19 protein-coding genes are annotated in these 17,781 nt (G+C 67.8%); 11 read left to right on the forward strand and 8 right to left on the reverse strand.

Annotation, left to right across the window (positions count from 1 at the left end):
* The first annotated feature begins 239 nt into the window (after positions 1-239).
* The gene (locus tag ACZLHH_RS17110; RefSeq protein WP_005410565.1) at positions 240-491 is read left to right on the forward strand and encodes a YkgJ family cysteine cluster protein; all 252 of its coding nucleotides are present in this window, start codon (positions 240-242) and stop codon (positions 489-491) included.
* Positions 492-502: 11 nt separating this feature from the next.
* Positions 503-685, forward strand: a complete 183-nt coding sequence (locus ACZLHH_RS17115; protein ID WP_005410566.1) for a hypothetical protein — start codon at positions 503-505, stop codon at positions 683-685.
* Positions 686-734: 49 nt separating this feature from the next.
* Here ACZLHH_RS17115 and ACZLHH_RS17120 read toward each other — a convergent pair whose 3' ends face one another.
* Genes ACZLHH_RS17120 through ACZLHH_RS17130 form a run of 3 tightly spaced genes read right to left on the reverse strand, consistent with a single transcriptional unit; the run spans position 735 to position 2,735 of the window.
* Positions 735-1,616 carry a DUF4097 family beta strand repeat-containing protein gene (locus tag ACZLHH_RS17120; RefSeq protein WP_032129361.1) on the reverse strand — a complete coding sequence of 294 codons (882 nt, stop codon included), beginning with the start codon at positions 1,614-1,616 and terminating at the stop codon, positions 735-737.
* A gap of 10 nt (positions 1,617-1,626) precedes the next feature.
* Positions 1,627-2,160: a hypothetical protein gene (locus tag ACZLHH_RS17125; protein WP_032129360.1), complete on the reverse strand. Its 534-nt coding sequence runs from the start codon at positions 2,158-2,160 to the stop codon at positions 1,627-1,629.
* Entirely contained in the window at positions 2,157-2,735 is a 579-nt protein-coding gene (locus ACZLHH_RS17130) for an RNA polymerase sigma factor (RefSeq protein WP_032129359.1), read from the reverse strand. Before ACZLHH_RS17130 ends, ACZLHH_RS17125 begins: the two co-directional genes overlap by 4 nt.
* A 126-nt stretch (positions 2,736-2,861) precedes the next feature.
* Here ACZLHH_RS17130 and ACZLHH_RS17135 point away from each other — a divergent pair, with 126 nt between their 5' ends.
* Both ACZLHH_RS17135 and ACZLHH_RS17140 read left to right on the forward strand, forming a co-directional pair.
* A complete protein-coding gene (locus ACZLHH_RS17135; protein WP_049398314.1) occupies positions 2,862-3,041 on the forward strand; it encodes a hypothetical protein in 180 nt (59 codons plus the stop codon).
* A gap of 35 nt (positions 3,042-3,076) precedes the next feature.
* Positions 3,077-3,670, forward strand: a complete 594-nt coding sequence (locus ACZLHH_RS17140; protein WP_080291803.1) for a mechanosensitive ion channel family protein — start codon at positions 3,077-3,079, stop codon at positions 3,668-3,670.
* A gap of 402 nt (positions 3,671-4,072) precedes the next feature.
* Here ACZLHH_RS17140 and ACZLHH_RS17145 read toward each other — a convergent pair whose 3' ends face one another.
* Both ACZLHH_RS17145 and ACZLHH_RS17150 read right to left on the reverse strand, forming a co-directional pair.
* On the reverse strand, positions 4,073-4,339 hold the full coding sequence (locus ACZLHH_RS17145; protein WP_032129365.1) for a DksA/TraR family C4-type zinc finger protein: 267 nt from the start codon (positions 4,337-4,339) through the stop codon (positions 4,073-4,075).
* A gap of 160 nt (positions 4,340-4,499) precedes the next feature.
* Positions 4,500-5,057 carry a DUF2058 domain-containing protein gene (locus tag ACZLHH_RS17150; protein ID WP_071229426.1) on the reverse strand — a complete coding sequence of 186 codons (558 nt, stop codon included), beginning with the start codon at positions 5,055-5,057 and terminating at the stop codon, positions 4,500-4,502.
* 62 nt (positions 5,058-5,119) lie between these two features.
* Here ACZLHH_RS17150 and ACZLHH_RS17155 point away from each other — a divergent pair, with 62 nt between their 5' ends.
* The 3 genes from ACZLHH_RS17155 (at position 5,120) to ACZLHH_RS17165 (ending at position 8,028) form a co-directional block, all read left to right on the forward strand.
* On the forward strand, positions 5,120-5,620 hold the full coding sequence (locus ACZLHH_RS17155; protein ID WP_005414217.1) for a M48 metallopeptidase family protein: 501 nt from the start codon (positions 5,120-5,122) through the stop codon (positions 5,618-5,620).
* A 47-nt stretch (positions 5,621-5,667) separates the two neighbouring features.
* Positions 5,668-6,366, forward strand: a complete 699-nt coding sequence (locus tag ACZLHH_RS17160) for an RNA pseudouridine synthase (RefSeq protein WP_154353117.1) — start codon at positions 5,668-5,670, stop codon at positions 6,364-6,366.
* Between the two features lie 93 nt (positions 6,367-6,459).
* Positions 6,460-8,028, forward strand: a complete 1,569-nt coding sequence (locus ACZLHH_RS17165) for a phospholipase D family protein (RefSeq protein ID WP_180844934.1) — start codon at positions 6,460-6,462, stop codon at positions 8,026-8,028.
* 3 nt (positions 8,029-8,031) lie between these two features.
* Here the strand turns inward: ACZLHH_RS17165 and ACZLHH_RS17170 are convergent, their stop codons facing one another.
* Positions 8,032-9,108, reverse strand: a complete 1,077-nt coding sequence (locus tag ACZLHH_RS17170; RefSeq protein WP_032129353.1) for an HDOD domain-containing protein — start codon at positions 9,106-9,108, stop codon at positions 8,032-8,034.
* Positions 9,109-9,386: 278 nt separating this feature from the next.
* On the opposite strand from ACZLHH_RS17170, the gene ACZLHH_RS17175 reads away from it, so the two are divergent.
* Positions 9,387-10,484 carry a Glu/Leu/Phe/Val dehydrogenase dimerization domain-containing protein gene (locus ACZLHH_RS17175; protein WP_010482852.1) on the forward strand — a complete coding sequence of 366 codons (1,098 nt, stop codon included), beginning with the start codon at positions 9,387-9,389 and terminating at the stop codon, positions 10,482-10,484.
* A gap of 44 nt (positions 10,485-10,528) precedes the next feature.
* Here ACZLHH_RS17175 and ACZLHH_RS17180 read toward each other — a convergent pair whose 3' ends face one another.
* The gene (locus ACZLHH_RS17180) at positions 10,529-13,369 is read right to left on the reverse strand and encodes a S8 family serine peptidase (protein WP_180844933.1); all 2,841 of its coding nucleotides are present in this window, start codon (positions 13,367-13,369) and stop codon (positions 10,529-10,531) included.
* 183 nt (positions 13,370-13,552) lie between these two features.
* On the opposite strand from ACZLHH_RS17180, the gene ACZLHH_RS17185 reads away from it, so the two are divergent.
* The 3 genes from ACZLHH_RS17185 (at position 13,553) to ACZLHH_RS17195 (ending at position 15,762) form a co-directional block, all read left to right on the forward strand.
* Positions 13,553-14,728: a thiolase family protein gene (locus ACZLHH_RS17185; protein ID WP_010482849.1), complete on the forward strand. Its 1,176-nt coding sequence runs from the start codon at positions 13,553-13,555 to the stop codon at positions 14,726-14,728.
* 124 nt (positions 14,729-14,852) lie between these two features.
* Complete coding sequence (locus ACZLHH_RS17190) at positions 14,853-15,194, forward strand: hypothetical protein (RefSeq protein ID WP_004153024.1); 342 nt, start codon at positions 14,853-14,855, stop codon at positions 15,192-15,194.
* A 157-nt stretch (positions 15,195-15,351) separates the two neighbouring features.
* Complete coding sequence (locus tag ACZLHH_RS17195) at positions 15,352-15,762, forward strand: hypothetical protein (RefSeq protein WP_014647982.1); 411 nt, start codon at positions 15,352-15,354, stop codon at positions 15,760-15,762.
* 308 nt (positions 15,763-16,070) lie between these two features.
* Here ACZLHH_RS17195 and ACZLHH_RS17200 read toward each other — a convergent pair whose 3' ends face one another.
* Positions 16,071-17,708 (reverse strand): acyl-CoA dehydrogenase family protein, encoded by a 1,638-nt coding sequence (locus tag ACZLHH_RS17200; protein WP_180844932.1) that lies wholly within the window; start codon positions 17,706-17,708, stop codon positions 16,071-16,073.
* Positions 17,709-17,781 lie beyond the last annotated feature (73 nt).

Raw genomic sequence — 17,781 nt, forward strand, 5'->3', positions numbered from 1 at the left:
CGGCTAGAACCACGCTGCACCTTCCGCCGGCCACGCCGGTGTGTGTCCACAGTGCAGCCTGGCCCGCCCCGCGGGCCTAGCGGCCATGCCTTCCTGGCTCGTTCATGGTCCGCGCAGTACCTGAGCCGCCATCGAGACCCGCTTTGGGCACCCGCCAGGCCCCTGTGGCCTTACAACCTGACGCAGCACCTGCACCCATCGACTGCCGCCGTTGTGACGCGGTCTGTTGCCGGCTGCCCGTGCTGCTGCAGCCCGGCGACCACGTGCCCGGCCAGTTCCTGTCACGCGACACCCACGGCCGTGCCGTGATGGCGCGCAACGAGGAAGGCTGGTGCGCAGCGATCGATCCCTATCACCTGCGTTGCACGATCTATTCGCAGCGCCCGGCGATCTGCCGCCAGTTTTCGATGGGCGGCGATGACTGCCGCCGCGAGCGGCAGGACTACCTGCGCCAGGCCGATGCCTGGGCGCTTTCCTCCCCTTCCACCTGACAGGAGCAACCATGCCCCGCAAGGCAAAGACCCCCGCGAAGGCCAGCAACAGCATCCGCAGCGAACGCAAGGGCGCGGCCGCCAGCACTGTGGTCAGCAGCGATTCGATCGCTTCGGACCTGGCAGCGTTCCGCAAGGCCGGTGGCAAGATCGAAGTCCTCGGCACCACCTGGGCGCTGAAGAAAGCCAGCTGACCCAGTACCGACCGCGGCGGCGCTGCCGCCGCGGCCTGCCGGATCGCGTTCAGCGGTCCAGGCGTACCCGCACACTGCCCGAATGCGACTGGATGCGGATGTCACCATCACCGCCGCCCAGACGCGTATCGAGGTGGCTGCCCGGCCCATAGCGCGGCCGCTCCACCTGCCCGGCGTCACTGTTGATCGAACCACTGAAGCTGTTCACCGACAGCTGTGCCGACACCGTGCGCGGCAGGCTCAGCGTGACCGAGGCACTGACCGATTCGACGTTGATGCGGCCGCCGGGAGCCAACCCGGCCGCTGCCAGATCGATGCTGCCCGAGACGGTCTCCACCGCCAGCCGCTGCACGCGCCCGGCGTCCACCTCGACCCGGCCGGACACCGTCTGCGCACCGATATCACCGGACACGCCGCCGCCGGCCTCGATCCGGCCACTGACCGTGTTCACGTCCAGCTTCGGCGTCTGCAGGCGTGCGCTGACGCTGCCACTGACCGTGTTGAGCTTGCTGTCGCCACTGCGGCCAGCCGCGCTCAGGCTGCCGCTGACCGTGTCGGCCTGCAGCCGTCGCACATCGATGCCACTGATGTCCTGGCTGGCGCTGACCGTGCTCAGCAGCAGCTCCACCGAGCGCGGCACGTTCAGTACCAGCGTCGCGCCACCATTGCTGCTGCGGCGCGGGTATTCGATCTCCCAGCGCACACGGTTGGCACTTTTCTCCTGACGCAGCTGCAGGCCGTCGCTGAGCGTGCCGGTGAGCTGCACGTCATTGCGGTCCCAGCCACGCACGGTCACCTTGCCGGCCACATTGCTCAGCTCGATGCGACCGCCCGCGGCCAGGGTGTGGCGCTCGTCGATGCGGGTGTCGGCCAGCGCCACGGCAGGGGCCAGCAGCAGCGCGACACAGCAGGAAATCAGGGTTCGGGTCATGGGGGTCTCCTCAGGTCGTCAAGCCGGACTCGGCGGCATAGGCCGCCTGCCGGGTCAGTTCCAGCCGCAGCGCGTAGGTGCGCTTGAGCTGGCCAAGCAGGTGCGGCGCACGTGGGTCCTGCGCCAAGGCGGCACGGATCTGCGCTGCGCTTTCATCCAGTTCGTGCAGCGCCGGCTGCCATTCCGGCGCCCGTCCATCGGGCAGCGAAGCGACGGCCTGCTGGTACTGCTCGGTCATCGCCGCCGCCTGCAGCTGCAGCGCTGAAGGTACCGGCACCTCCGGCTGCGCATGCCGCCACGGTGCCACCGCGTAGAGCGCCAGGCTGGCCGCCAATGCCGCACCGACCGGCAGCCACCAGCGACGCCGCGAGCGCGCTGGCAGGGCCACCACGTTGTCGCCCGGCGCAGGTGCCGCCTGCGGTTCACGCGGCGGCAGCTGCGCCGACAGGCGTGCCCAGCCATCGGTGGGTACGCCGCGTTCGGTCGGCAGCGCGCGCAGCCGGGCCAGCAGATCGTGGTCGGAATCGTGGTCGTGTGTACTCATGTCATGTCTCCCAGCCGTGCGCGCAACAGGCCGCGCGCACGATGCAACTGTGCCTTGGAACTGCCGACGGCCATCTGCAGCTGTTCGGCGATTTCCTGGTGTTTCCAGCCTTCGATGTCGTGCAGTACCAGTACCGCACGTGCCCGTGGCGGCAGTGTCGACAGTGCCCGTTCGAGGTCGCGTTCGGTGCCGGCGCAACGATCGTGCACTGCCAGCTCCTGCAACCCTCCGTCCACTTCGTCGAGGCTGTCGTGATCCTGCCCGCCGGCACGTCCGCGCAGCTCCATCAGTGCCGCGTTGACGCCCAGCCGGTGCAGCCAGGTCGACAGGCTGCTCTCGAAACGGAAGCCCGGCAGCGCCTTCCACGCCTGCAGGAACGCTTCCTGCAGCGCGTCCTCGGCGCGTGCCTGCTGGCCGCCACACAACCGCCACAGCACAGCGAATACACGGGGCGCGTGGCGCCGGTACAGCAGTTCGTAGGCAGCGGTATCACCGGCGGCCGCCGCGCGCACCAGGGCGGGTTCATCGACGGCGTCGTTGGCGGCAGGCGGCGCGGGCATGGTGGTGTCGAGCATATCGCTTGGATGCGGCGACCCGGGAAAAGGTTTAGAGCCGATCGATGATCGATGGCATGCAACCTTTTGGGTGGCTGCTGCATCCATGAAAGGTCCTTCGCGAAATTGCCGTCCAGGAGTCCTGCCATGTCCAGCCCATCCTGCGCCGCCCTGCTGGTGATCACCGCCTGTGTCCTGCTGCAGGCGCTGGGCCTGTCACTGCAGCTGCGTCCCGACAATGGCCGCGCTTGCCTGCAGCAGCACCGCCAGGAACTGGTGTGCGTGGCCTGGAACCCGGCGGTCGAATCCCCCGCACGCGCCGGGTAACATCAGGGGCCGTTCCCGCCGCCTGTTTTCGCCCCATGATGTTGTCGCTGAAGGATCACCTGCCCGCCTGGACCCACCCGTGGTTGAACTACGCCGGCGTCGCGCTGCAGATCGTACTGGTGCTGCTGGTCGCATGGCTCCTGCGCGTGCTCGCCCGTCGCCTGATCCGCCGCTTCGCCGAGCACTACACGCTGCCGCCGGAGATGGTGATGGGTGCGCGCCGGATCACCAGTTTCGTGGTCTATTTCAGTGCCCTGCTGTACATCCTCAGCCTGCTCGGCGCGAAGCCGTCGGTGCTGTGGACCGCGTTCACCGGCTTCGCAGCCGTAGGCGCCGTGGCCTTCTTCGCGGCGTGGAGCGTGCTGTCCAACATCTTCTGCACGCTGCTGATCTTCACCACCCGCCCGTTCCGCCTGCACGACTACATCGAGGTGCTGGAAAACGGCGAGAAGCCGGGCCTGAAGGGCCGGGTGATCGACGTGAACCTGATCTACACCACGCTGCAGGAGACCGGCGACGGCCACGAGGGCACGGTGCTGCAGCTGCCGAACAACCTGTTCTTCCAGCGCACGGTGCGCCGCTGGCGCGACCCGGCGCAGGCCCCCGGCGGCATCCAGGGCGACGGCTGAGGGGGGCGGCAGGGCTGCGCCCTGCACCCGCTATGAGCTGGAGCAACAGCACCAGCAACAGCCGAAGCAACAACAAAAGCTGGCTTCCTGCGGGATGGCGGGGTGGGTCGACACGGTAGATCCACGCCATGCGTGGATGACTCATTCGATATCTGACAGATGTGTCGACCAAGGTCGACACCTACCGACAGCCGCGAAAATCTGTCAGAGGCGGGACGATGTGGGTAGGCAGGACCGTTGGCGCCATGGATGGCGCCATCGAGCCCCCATGGAAGGGTTTACGGCGTGTCCTGTCTACCCACACCGTCCCGCCTACCTGCGGAATGCCCGCTTTTGACGTTGAAGTTGCCTTGGCTTGAAGGCTTCGGCAGGTGCAGGGCTGCAAGCCCTGCCGAACAACCTTTACCTCAACTGGCTGTCCTTGCTGCCACGCCGGTTGTAGCCGGCATGCGCCTGCGCTTCGTCGTCATGCGCCTGCTGGCACGCCACGCACAGCCGTACCCCGGGCACGGCCTGGCGCCGCGCCAACGGGATCGGCGCGTCGCATTCCTCACAATGTTCCAGACCAGGACCCTCGCGCAGCTGGCGCCTCGCGCGGGCGATCGCATCGTCGACGGTGGCGTCGATCTGGTCCTGGACCGCGCCGTCTCCCGCCCAACCGGTGGCCATGGCCATCCTCCGCAGGTGTGTCGCCTGATATGGGGACGATACGCCGCGCAGTAAACGGTAGCGCCGAACCATGACCGGCGGGCCTTCAGCAAGCTGAGCAGAAGGCAGACGGGCCGGAGCAAGCCATTTGCGGCTTAATCCCCTCCGTCCCCTTTTTGGCTTACCAGACCAGGTCGTCCGGCACCTGGAACTGCGCGTAGTAGGCGTCGTCCTCGGCATTGCCGGTGGAGATCTCGGCGGTCGAGCCCGGCTGGCCGTGGTCGACGATGATCGCCTCCGGGGCGCGTTCACGCACTTTTTCGGCAGCGGCACGCGGCAGCAGGGCGTAACCGTCGCCGAGGGCAACGATGACCAGCACGCCCACCGACAGCGCCTTGCGCAGCTTGGGGTCGATCAGCAGGGTGCGGATCGCCACGCCATCGCTGAAGCGGTACTCGTCGTCGCCCTTGTGAGGCACGGCATGGGCCGTGATGATCTGCCGGGCCTGGGCCTTCTGTTCAGCCTGCCTGGCCTGGGCATTGCGCTCGGCGGCCAGTGCGCGGTCGCGCTCGACCTTCTCGGCGCGGGCCCGTTCAGCCTCGCGCTGGACATCGGCCGAGGTCGATTCGGCCTTGCCCTGCCGGGCCTTGGCCTGCGCGCTCGCGGCAGCGCTGGCCTGCGACTTCTTGGCCAGGCCGGCCTTGAGCAATTGTTCCTGCAGCGCGTTGGGCTTTGCCATGGTCGATGCGTACCGCGTGTAATCTTGGATGCCCCATTCTACCGACGCCCCGCCGCCCCTGCATGGCAGTCCTGAAGTACCTCACCGGCTATCCCGAACCCCTGGTCGCCCAGGTCAGTGAACTACTGGCGCAGGGCAAGCTCGGCCCCTGGCTGCAGCAGCGCTATCCCGATCCGCACGAGGTGCGCAGCGACCGCCAGCTGTACGACTACACCCAGGAGCTGAAGGACCGCTACCTGCGCAAGTCGGTGCCGCTCAACAAGGTCTGCTACGACAACACGCTGGAAGTGATCAAGCACGCGCTGGGCACCCATACCGCCATCTCCCGCGTGCACGGCGGCCGCCTCAAGGCCAGCCGCGAGATCCGCATCGCCACCGTGTTCCGCCAGGCACCAGCGGCGTTCCTGCGCATGATCGTGGTGCATGAACTGGCCCACCTGAAGGAAGCCGATCACAACAAGGCCTTCTACCAGCTGTGCCAGCACATGGAGCCGGAGTACCTGCAGCTGGAGTTCGATACCCGCCTGTACCTGACCGAGCTGGCCAACCGCGGCCAGCGCTGACCGGCCGCAGCGGCTACACTGCGCGCCCCCTGCCTGACCTTTCCGCCATGGAACCGATCCGCCTCGACAAACGCCTGTCCGCCCTGCTCGGCATCCCGCGCGGCGAAGCGCGGCGCTACATCGAAGGCGGCTGGGTCACGGTCAATGGCGACGTGGTGGAACAGCCGCAGCGCCCGGTCGATGACAGCGCGGTGATCGTCGTGGCCGAGCAGGCCAGCGATGAAAAGGCCGAGCGGGTCAGCATGCTGCTGCACAAGCCGGCAGGCGTTGCCGCTGAAACCCTGTGCGCGCTGGTCAGCAGTGACAGCCGCAGCGAACTTGATGCCAGCGACATCCGTCCGCTTCAGCGTCACTTCCACGGCCTGCAGCTGGCCGCCTCGCTTCCGGCCAGCGACAGCGGCCTGGTGGTGGTCAGCCAGGACCCGGCCACGCTGGCTCACCTGCAACGCAATCTGGGCCGCACCGAGCAGGAATACCTGATCGAAGTGGCCGAAGGCGGTCCCGAGCGCGGCCCGTGGCTGATGGCGCGGCTGCAGCAGGAATCGGGCGGCGCCAAGGTCAGCTGGCAGAGCGAGCAGCGCCTGCGCTTCGCCGGCAAGGGCCTGACAGCCAAGGGCCTGCGCGTGGCGGTCACCGCTGCCGGCCTGCAGGTCGCGGCCGTGCGTCGGCTGCGGATTGGCCGCGTGGCACTGGGACCGCTGCCTGCGGGGCAGTGGCGTTACCTGGGCAGCGACGAGCGCTTCTGACCGCGAAGTCCCTGCCATCCACGCATGGCGTGGATCTACGGCGATAGGTCTGTTGGCTTTCATCCACGCACGGCGTGGATCTACCATCGGGGCATGAGCCTGCCCAAGCCCCTGTGGCGACGCCTGCTGCGCGTCGCTGCGATCATCCTCGCCGCGCTGTTGCTGCTGGTCCTGTCCGGGCTGCTGCTGGCAGACCACCTCACCCCGCAGGCACAGGGCGCACCCTCGCATGTGCTGCCACTGCAGCCGGCGCAGACCCGCATCGACCAGCAGATCGTGCCGCTGCAGGACGCACACCCCGGGCAGTCCGGCGTGGCGTTCCTCAGTGATGGCATGGATGCCTTCGCCGCGCGCGCGATGATCACCGCGCACGCAGGCCGCAGCCTGGACCTGCAGTACTACATCTGGCACGACGACCTGATCGGCCATCTGATGGCCAAGGCGCTGTACGACGCCGCCGAGCGCGGCGTGCGCGTGCGCATCCTGCTTGACGACATGAACGCCAAGGACAAGGACGCGTTGATGATGGCACTCGATGCGCATCCGAACATCGAGATCCGCCTGTACAACCCGTTCCGCAACCGGACCGGCATCCTGCGCGTGGTGGAGATGGTGCAGCGCTTCTTCAGCGTGAACCACCGCATGCACAACAAGAGCTGGATCGCCGATGGCCGCGTCGCGATCGTCGGTGGCCGCAACATCGGCGAGGAGTATTTCAGCGCGCGCACCGATGTGAACTTCCAGGATCTGGACCTGCTGGTCGCCGGCCCCGCCGTGGAGCAGGCCAACCGCATCTTCGACGACTACTGGAACAGCGAAACCGCCATTCCGGTATCCGCGCTTGCCTTCCATACCGACGCACAACTGCGCCTGCTGGTGCGCGAATCGGACCATGAGGCGCAGCGGGACGTGGCCCTGCCGTACCTGGCGCGCGTGGCCGAATCGCGCAAGCGCCAGCGCCCGAGCCCCGAGCCGCTGCGCTGGAGCGGTGCAGTGCGCATCGTGTCCGACCCGCCGATGAAGCACCGCAAGGACGATCGCGCTGCCTGGCTGGTGTCGACCCTGATCAGCGAGCTGCAGGCCGCCAAGCACAAGGCCCTGTTGATCTCGCCCTACTTCGTTCCCGGCAACGAGGGCCTGGATGGCTTTTCGGCCATGTCCGGGCGGGGCGTGCAGGTCGGCGTGGTCACCAACTCACTGGCCGCCAATGACGTCGCCGCCGTACATGGTGGCTACATGGGCTACCGCGTGCCGTTGCTTGAAGCCGGCGTCCACCTTTACGAACTGAAGGCACAAGGGCAGTCCGGCGATGCCGGCGTGTTCGGCAGCAGCGGCGCCAGCCTGCATACCAAGGCGTTCCTAGTCGATGACCGCCGCGGTTTTGTCGGTTCGTTCAACCTCGACCCGCGCTCGGCCTATCTGAACACCGAGATGGGCGTGCTGTTCGACGATCCGGTGCTGGGCGCACAGCTGCGGGACGAGTACCTGCGCCTGGCTGATCCCAAGCACAGCTGGTGGCTGGCGCTGGATGACCGTCGCCGGTTGCGCTGGCTGGAGCGCGAACCGCCACCGCACTGGGTGGAGGCCGAGCCGGGGGCAACGGCGCGCAAACGCTGGTTGTCGCGGGTGATCAGCTGGCTGCCGGTGGAATCGCAGCTGTAGCGCTCAGGGCGCAGGACCTGCCTCTTCCTGTCCGGCGTCATCCCGTGTTTCCACGCTGCGCCCATGCAGGCGCCGCCAGATCCAGCGCAGCGCATGCGGCGGCGCCGAAGGCAACTGTTCAAGCAGGGCCAGCATGCGGCTCTGGCTGGCATGTCCGTGCCGGCACAGCAGGCTGGCCGCTGCGGCCGCGCTGGCCAGGCGCAGGCTGTCGGCCAGCGGGCCATCCGCCTCGGGCGCCAGCGCCTGGTGCACCGGCTCGGGCAGCTCCCAGGCCGCAGCCACGCGTTGCGCCAACGGCAGCGACCACTGTTGGAGCAGCTGCAGCGCCAGCGCCGGCTCCACCGTTTCATCGCGTGCCTGCGCTTCCTGCAGCAGCTGGCGCATCACCAGCGCGGCCCCCAGCCCCTGTACCAGGCCCAGCCACTGGGCGGCGAAGGCATCGCCGAAAGTGACCGTGCGCGCGTGGTCAGCGGCTGCGCGCGAGGCCAGCAGTGCGTGCTCCCAGATGATCGTGCTGAACTGCGGAAACACCTCGCACTGCACCTGCATCACCGGCTGCACCAGAACTGCGCTGATGATCTGTCGCACGCCTTCGGTACCGACCAGCGTCACCGCCCGCTGCAGGCTTTCCACCGGGCGCTCGTGCACCTTGTAGGCCGGGCTGTTGGCGATGCGCAGCAGGTTGCCGGTCAGCACCGGGTCCTGGCCGATGATCGCCGCCATCACCCGCGCCGACGCAGCATCGTCGTTGACCGTCTGGATCAGCTGCGGCAGCAGTTGCGGGCGGCGCGGCAGCTGACGGGCCGCCCAGTCCCGGTCCTGCAGCGCGCGCGCCACCGCCTCGCCCAACCCCGCGGCCTGCACCGCCGTGGATTCACCGGCCAGGCGCGGGTACAGGGCCAGTGCATGCAGGCCACGCTGCAGATGTGCAGCGATCTCGGCCGAGGGCAGAGCCTCGCCCTGCAGGCTGGCCGCCGCCGCCGCCACCGCCTGCCGCGACGCCGCCGCCAACCGGGACGGTGCCGTCCCGGTCGAGCGCGCCAGCCAGCCACGCAATGATCGCCACCAGGCCGGCGTCATCGCCGCCCGCCCTGTCGTTGTGGTGCCCTTGCCGTCACTGACCGCCCTGCCTCTTCACGCGAATCCGGCCACCCGCCGTCGTCGCAGCATCGGCCGAACTTTCATCTTCTTTAACCGGAAGGCCACCGATGTCGACGGCACCGGCCGGGGGAATGGACTAGAATGGCGCCGCGCGACCCGTCCCCCTGCACCGACGACGTCGCTTTTTTTGTTTTGGGACCCTACCGTTCACTGGCCGTTCGCTGCAGTTCGCCGCTGATCGCGCCATCGGAGACGCCATGCTATTCGAAACCCTCGCCACCACCGGCCACGAACAGGTGGTGTTCTGCCACAACCACGACGCCGGCCTGAAGGCGATCATCGCCATCCACAACACCACCCTCGGCCCGGCCCTGGGCGGCGTGCGCATGCGCCCCTACGCCAGCACCGACGAGGCGCTGGCCGATGCGCTGCGGCTGAGCCGGACGATGACCTACAAGAATGCGCTGGCCGGCCTCAACGTGGGTGGCGGCAAGGCGGTGATCATCGGCGACCCCAAAGTGGACAAGACCGAAGTGCTGTTCCGTGCCTTCGGCCGCTATGTCGATTCACTGGGCGGGCGCTACATCACCGCCGAGGACGTCGGAACCGACGTCAACGACATGGAGAACATCTACCTGGAAAGCCAGTTCGTGACCGGCGTGCACCAGGTCCATGGTGGCTCCGGCGATCCCGCCCCGTTCACCGCCTACGGTGCGCTGCAGGCACTGATGGCGTCGATGCGCTTCAAGTTCGGCCATGAGGAAGTGGGCAAGACCAGCATCGCCGTGCAGGGCCTGGGCCACATCGGCATGGAACTGGTGAAGCTGCTGCGCGACCGCGGTGCCAAGCTGTACGTCACCGACCTGGACAGCGCGCTGGTTGATCGCGCGGTCAGCGATTTCGGCGCCGAAGCGGTCAAACCGGATGAGATCCACGAGGTGAACGCCGACGTGTTCGCACCGTGCGCGCTGGAAGGTGCGATCAACGCCGACACGCTGCCGCGGATCAAGGCGAAGATCATCTGCGGCACCGCCAACAACCAGCTGTCGAGCCTGGAAATCGGCGACGAGCTGCATGCGCGCGGCATCCTGTATGCGCCGGACTATGCAGTCAACGCCGGTGGCGTGATGAACGTGTCGCTGGAGATCGATGGTTACAACCGCGAACGCGCAATGCGCCTGATCCGCAGCATCTACCACAACCTCACCCGCATCTTCGAACTGTCGCAGCGCGAGAACATCGCGCCGCAGCGTGCCGCCGACCGCATCGCCGAAAGCCGCATCCTGTCGATCGGCAAGCTGAAGATGCCGCTGGGCCGCAGCACCCCGCGCCTGGGCAACCTGCGCGGCGGTTGAACCTGCCGATGTCGCGCCGGGCATGACCCGGCGCGAGCCGTCCTTCAGAAGCCGGTGCTGTAGCGCAAGGCGGCCTGCCGCGCACCTTCGCCACCAACGCGCTGGTCGAAGCCCAGGCTCAGGCGCCCATTGCGGCCCCACCACGATTCCAGCGCCACGCCGATCAGCGCACTGCCGCGCGGCGCGTTCCAGCCCGCCAACGGCGCCCAGGCATCGACGCCGACGAAGCTGGCCTGCCAGTCCGCATCCGCACCATCAAGCCGTTGCTGCCATTCGGCATGCCCACGCAGCGTCCAACGCCCCCAACCGCGCTCGCCGCGGATACCGGCCAGCATCTGGCTGCGCTGCACGCGGTTGGCATCGCCCCGCAGGCCGAAACCAAAGCCGCCGAGTTCATTGAAGGCGTCGGTCTCCACACGCGTGGTGCTGGCACCGACGTAGGGCGTCATTGATGCGCCCGCACGCCCCAGCCGGTACCCGCCCTCCACGCTGGCACTGCTGAAACGGCCGCCGTACCGCGCGGAGACGCCATAGGCACCCGCACCGAGCAGCAGCTGACGATCCAGCGCGCGGGTGAACTGTCCGCTCCCCACCTGGGCCAGCGCGTAGCCACGTCCCAGATTCCAGCCGGCGTACAACTGTGCCTGCGCCTGGCGATCACGCCCACGATCACCGCCGAAACTGCTGCCACCAGTGCTGCGGGTCTCGCCAAACGCCACGCCCATCAGGCCGTTGCTGCCCAGTGGCAGATCCTGGCCGGCCATCCAGCCCCGGCTGTCGGCAGCGTTGCCGGCGAAGCTGCCCTGCCCCGCCTCACCCAGCGCGCTCTGCCAGCTCCCGCGCAGGCGCGGTGCGGCCTGTACACGATCAAAGCGCTCGGCGATCGCACGCCGCGACATGTCGATGCTGTCGAAGGTCGCTGCTTCGGCTCGCGCATGCGCTTGACCGGACAGGCTCTGCAGGCTGGCGGCCAGGCCCTGCGGGCCACCGCCGGTCCACTGCAGGGCACCGGCCGCTGCACCAAAGGCCGATCCCTGCAGGCCTGTGTTTTTGTCCAGCGCTGCGAATGCACCTTCCAGGCGCTGTGCTGCCACCTGGGCGGACGCCCCCAGCCCGCTGGCCGCTGCGGTGACGCTGACCTGGGTCAGGTTCAACCACGCGTTGTTGCTGTCATAGCCGTAGCTGCTCTGCAGCAGTGACAGGCCCTGCAGGCCACTGGAGGTAGCCGGCGTACTGAAGGTGCCGCTGAGTCCGCCTGCCGCATGGATCAGGTCCTGCCGGCTGCCGTTCTGTGGCACGTAGCCGGAAACGAAGCCATGCACGCGCACGCCACCGTCGATCGCGGCATTGCCGGTGACCTGCAGCGCATTGGCGCCCAGTGCGATCATCAACTGTGCGCCGGCCTGCTGGGTGTAGTTGCCCTCGATGGTGCCGGTGGTGTTGCCGGTGGTGAGGAATACGCTGCTGCCGTTGACCACATTGCCGATCACGCGGGGCGTGCCGCCATTGAACTGCAGGCCGGTCGAATCCGGATCGGACTGGCCGAGGATGGTCACGTTGGAACGGATCACGCCACCGTTCTGCAGCGACAGGATGCCGCGTTCGATGCGGGTGGCACCGGTGTAGCTGTTGTTGCCGGCCAGCACCAGGGTGCCCCCGCCCTGCTTGACCAGCCCGCCGCTGCCGACGATATCGTTGCGCCACGCCGAGCCGGTCGAGGCCAGATCCACGTTGGCGACCACATCACCCCAGTCGAAACGACCCGGACCGTTGATCGCACGACCGATGTCGAGCAGGCCGTAGCCGAACACCGGATCCACGCCCGGCGCGCCGATATCCTTGGCGGTGCCCAGCAGGGTCTGCCGCACCAGATCGTTGCTGAAGTACGGGAAGCGCTCCCAGACCAGCGCCGCCGCACCGGAAATCAAGGGCGCCGCGAATGACGTGCCGTAGTTCCAGTAGTAGCTGCCACCGTTGGCATCGGGGTAGACCGCGCTGCCGGGCGCCGCCAGGCAGTAGCGGGCCGCCTGGCCACAGGCATTGGCATAGCTGGCCAGCGTACCGGGCGCATACGGATCCACGGCGGTGGCCACCAGCCAGCCGCGCTCCAGGTCGGCAGCCGGCAGCGTGCCGGCCACGCCCTGCTGGCTGGGCAGTGCGGCCAGGCTGCTCGGCTCGCTGCGGCCGTCATTGCCCGCGGCGAACACCACCAGCCCGCCATGGTTGATCACGAAGGGGCGATATTCGGCGGCCACCTGCGCGGTGGTCGGTAGATCGGTCCAGTACAGGCCGCCCCACGAATTGTTCATCACCTTCACGTTGTAGCTGATCAGGTCCTGGTGGACCTGCGCCACGCCCAGCGGGCCGCTGAAGGAATTGCCCTTGCCGCTGCCGTCATCGACGGGCGGCTTGTCGGCAATGATCCGTGCCGACACGATCTGCGCCTTTGGCGCGATGCCACCCGGCCAGGAGCCCGTTGCCGCGCCGGCGGCGAGGCTGGCCACGGCGGTGCCGTGGCCGACCACATCATCGACACCCAGATTGTTCCTGGCCGGATCGATGTAGTTGAGGTTGGCCAGCACCCGGCCATTCAACGCCACCGCATTGCGCTGCACGCCGGAGTCGACGATGCCGATGCGCACGTTCTGGCCGGTCAGGCCGGCAGCCTGTGCGGCGCGCGCATTGGTGACTGACAGATGCGCGTCGAAGGCCGGCTCCTGCGGTTTGACCGGGGGCGGCGTCGTCGGTGGCGGGGTAGTCGGTGGCGGCGGTGGTGGCGGGGTATCGATGCGCACGTTGCCGCCCCCGCCACCTCCACCACAGGCCGTCAGCGCTACCACCAGCGCGGTTCCCAGGGCAGACCTCACCATCATCGTGCGTTCCATCGATTCCTTCCCATGAACGTTGTCCTGCCTTCATCCCGGCAGGCGTGCGGCCGCGCCCAGCGGCGGCCCTCCCCGACCCTCTATACTTGGGTCGACCCCCACGCAGTCTGCCGGGAAACCGGGGCACATCCAACGGCCCCCGGTCTCCTTTCCGAACATTGCTTACGCATCAACGAGATTGCCATGTCCAACATCGTCATCGCCGCCGCCAAGCGCACCGCCATCGGCTCCTTCCTCGGCCAGTTCAACGGCGTGCCGACCCCGACCCTCGGCGCGGCCGCCATCGCTGCCGCCCTGGAACAGTCGGGCATCCCGGCCAGCGACGTTTCCGAAGTCCTCATGGGCTGCGTGCTGCCGGCCAACCTCGGCCAGGCGCCCGCCCGCCAGGCGGCGATCGCTGCCGGCATCCCGCTGTCGACCGGTGCCACCACGCTGAACAAGGTGTGCGGCTCGGGCATGAAGACCATCATGCTCGGTCATGACCTGATCAAGGCCGGTTCGGCCAGCATCGTTGTCGCCGGCGGCATGGAATCGATGTCCAACGCGCCGCACATGCTGCCGAACTCGCGCACCGGCAACCGCTTCGGCAACTTCCAGGCGGTCGATCACATGGCCCACGATGGCCTGGTCAACGCTTATGACGGCAAGGCGATGGGTGAATTCGCCGAATGCGCCGTGGACAAATACCAGTTCAGCCGCGAAGAGCAGGACGCCTACGCCATCGAATCGGTCAAGCGCGCGCAGGCGGCGCAGGCCAACGGTGCGTTCGCCGATGAAATCGTCGCGGTGAAGGTCGCCACCCGCAAGGGCGAGGTCGAGGTCACCACCGACGAGCAGCCGGGCCGCTCGGACATCGCCAAGATCCCGACCCTGCGCCCGGCCTTCAAGAAGGACGGCAGCGTCACCGCCGCCAGTTCCTCCAGCATCTCCGACGGCGCTGCTGCAGTGGTCCTGCTGACCGAGGAAGATGCAGCCGCTCGCGGCATCACCCCGCTGGCCCGCATCGTCGGCCACGCGACCCATTCGCAGGAACCGGAGTGGTTCACCACCGCCCCGATCGGCGCGCTGCACAAACTGCTGGACAAGACCGGCTGGTCGCTGGACCAGGTCGATCTGTTCGAGATCAATGAAGCCTTCGCCGTGGTGGCGATGGCGCCGATGCGCGAACTGGGCATTCCGCACGACAAGCTCAACGTGAATGGCGGCGCCTGCGCGCTGGGCCATCCGATCGGTGCCTCCGGTGCACGCCTGGTGGTGACCTTGGTCAACGCCCTGCGCACGCGCGGTGGCAAGCGCGGCATTGCCACCCTGTGCATCGGCGGTGGCGAAGCAACGGCTATCGCCATCGAATTGATTTAAATGGGTTTAACGATGATTTCGCAAAAATGAATGCGGGATCGCTTGACACCCAATCTTGGCTTGTCATCATGTTGTCGGCGCGCAGCATGCGCGTTGCCTAATTCTAACGACGAGGATTCACACAATGAGCATCAACAAGCTGCTGGTCGCGATGTCCCTGGCTCTGGCCCTGGCCGCCTGCTCGAAGCAGGAAGCTGCCCAGGACGCCGCTGCTTCGGCCAACGAAGCCGCCACCGAAGCCCAGGCTGCTGCCGACCAGGCCGCCGCTGCTGGCGCCCAGACCGCCGACGCTGCCCAGCAGGCCGCTGACACCGCCGCCACCGCTGCTGACGCTTCGGTTGACGCTGCTGCCCAGGCTGGCGCTGCTGCCACCGACGCCGCTGCCGGCGCCGCTGCTGACGCTGCCAAGGCTGCTGAAGGCACCGCTGAGAAGGCCAAGGACGCTGCTGAAGAAGCCAAGAAGTAATAACTTCTTTCTTCACGCTGTTCTGGAAAAGCCGCTGGTTCGCCAGCGGCTTTTTCTTTTTTCGAATGCGCGCGACTGAGCCGCTGCATCGCGACCCCGTCTTCACAACGGCATGAATAGGCTGGCGTCCCCATCCATTGCAGTACCGGAGACCGCCATGAAGATTCGTCCGATCACCACCACCCTGCTGGCCGCCTCCCTGCTGCTGGCCCTGGCCGCCTGCAAGGGCCCGGAAGCCGAACAGGCCAAGCAGGACGCACAGCAGGCTGCCGACAGCGCAGGCGCTGCCGCCCGTGACGCCGTGGACAAGGCCGCCGAAGCCACCCGCGACGCCGCCGACAAGACCGCTGCCGCGTCCGAGCAGGCCGCCGCCGATACCCAGCAGGCGCTGGACAAGGCTGCAGACGCCACCGCCAACGCCGCCGACAAGGCCAAGGACGCCGCAACCGATGCCGCCGCACACGCCAGCGACGCCACTGCGAACGCCGCACAGAAGGTCGCCGACAAGGCCCGCGATGTCGCCAATGACGCCAAGGCCAACGCCGCCAAGGAAGAAGCCAAGCACTAACGGTTCGTTCGCCGGGCATGGCCCGGCGCTACCGACCAGCCGAGCATGGCCTCGGCGCTACAGGAAAAGCCGCGGCACTGCCGCGGCTTTTCTGCTTTTCGCTCTCTGCTCTTTCTGTTGATTCCGTGGTGGACGCGTACGGAAAGTGTCCACGGACGCGCGGGTAGGTTGCGCAGGGGCGTAAGCGCCATGGATGGCGCGCCCGAGCTTACATGGACGTACTTGCAGCGCCCCCTGCGCGACCTACCCGCGCGGCCCACCCATCAGTATCAGCGCCCACCACGAGGGGCTCCGCCGTTGGCCGCCTCCTACGGCAGCGCGCGCGCCAGCATCGCCGTCAGCTCCCCCCCCGCCGGCAGCGTCCCGAACGCCAGCCCGTGCTCCCCTTCCAGCCTGCTACGCACGAACGCCTCCGCCATCGGGCTGCGCGCACGCAGCAACAGCGCCGCCTGCAGCAGCAGCGCAGTGCGCTCGCAGAACAGCCGCGCCTGCGCTTCCTCCGGTGGCGGTGCCGCTGCCCAACGCTGCAATGCCGCTGCATAGCGCCCATCACGGTCAGCCACCGATGCCAGCTCACCGCGCAGCGCCGCCATCGCCTCCGGTTCACGCGCCAGCGCACGCAACACATCCAGGCACTGGATGTTGCCGCTGCCCTCCCAGATCGAATTCAACGGTGCCTGCCGGTACAGGCGCGGCAGCATCGACTCCTCCACGTAGCCCGCACCGCCCAGGCATTCCTGCGCTTCATTGACGAAGGCGGGCGCGCGCTTGCACAGCCAGTACTTGCCCAGTGCCGTCCCCAACCGCGCCATCGCGGCTTCATTGGCATCCACACCGGCGCGATCCACCGCGCGCGCGATCCGCATCGCCAACACCGTGGCCGCTTCCGACTCCAGCGCCAGATCAGCCAGCACGTTGGTCATCAGCGGGTGCTCGACCAGCAGCTTGCCGAAGGTACGTCGATGACGTGCGTGGTGCAGCGCCTGCGCCAGCGCCATGCGCATCTCCGCCGCTGCACCCAGCATGCAGTCCAGGCGGGTCATCATCACCATGCCGATGATGGTGGCTACGCCGCGCCCCTCTTCGCCCACGCGCCATGCCTGTGCGCCGCAGAACTCGACCTCACTGGAAGCGTTGGCCCAATCGCCGAGCTTGTCCTTCAGCCGCATCAACCGGAACGCATTGCGGTCACCATCGGCCAGCCGGCGCGGCATCAGCAGGCAGGTCAGGCCTCCCGGCGCCTGCGCCAGCACCAGGAAGCCATCGCACATCGGTGCGGAAAAGAACCACTTGTGGCCGACCAGACGGTAACGCTCGCCATCGATCGGTTCGGCGCGCGTACTGTTGGCACGGACATCCGAGCCGCCCTGCTTCTCGGTCATGCCCATGCCCAGGGTGATGCCGGCCTTGTCCGCCACCGGCACGTCGCGCGGATCATAGACCGGCGCAGCGGCCTTGCGCGCCCACTCGGCCAGATGCGGCTGCGAATGCAGTACCGCCACTGCCGCATGGGTCATGGTCAACGGGCAGCTGGTGCCCGCCTCGGCCTGGTGATGCAGGTAGCTCAACACCGCACGTGCCACGTGCGCGCCAGGCTGCGGCTCATGCCAGGACAATCCAGCGACACCGTGCGATTTTGCCGTGTCCATCAACTGGTGATAGGCCGGATGGAACTCCACGATGTCGATGCGATGGCCCTGTGCATCATGCGTGCGCAGCCGCGGACGATCACGGTTGGCATCGAAGCCGAGCCGGTACAGTTCATCACCGGCGAGTGCACCATAGACACCCAGTCGCGGCGCGAAGCTGGCGGCGCCTTCGCGCTGTACGGCCTCCATCAGCGCCACGTCGTCGGTCCACAACTGTCGCCCTGCGAACGGCGGCGGCTGGTTCAACACCACATGGGTTTCATACGGTGCGTTGCTGCTGAAGCTGGGTCCACTCATCCGGTCCATCCTGGCGGCAAGAGGTCTGCGGCCCGATTGTGCCGCATCGCCTGCCAAGCCCGTGTTCAGGCCG

The sequence above is a fragment of the Stenotrophomonas sp. 28608_Sma genome, assembly GCF_056486185.1.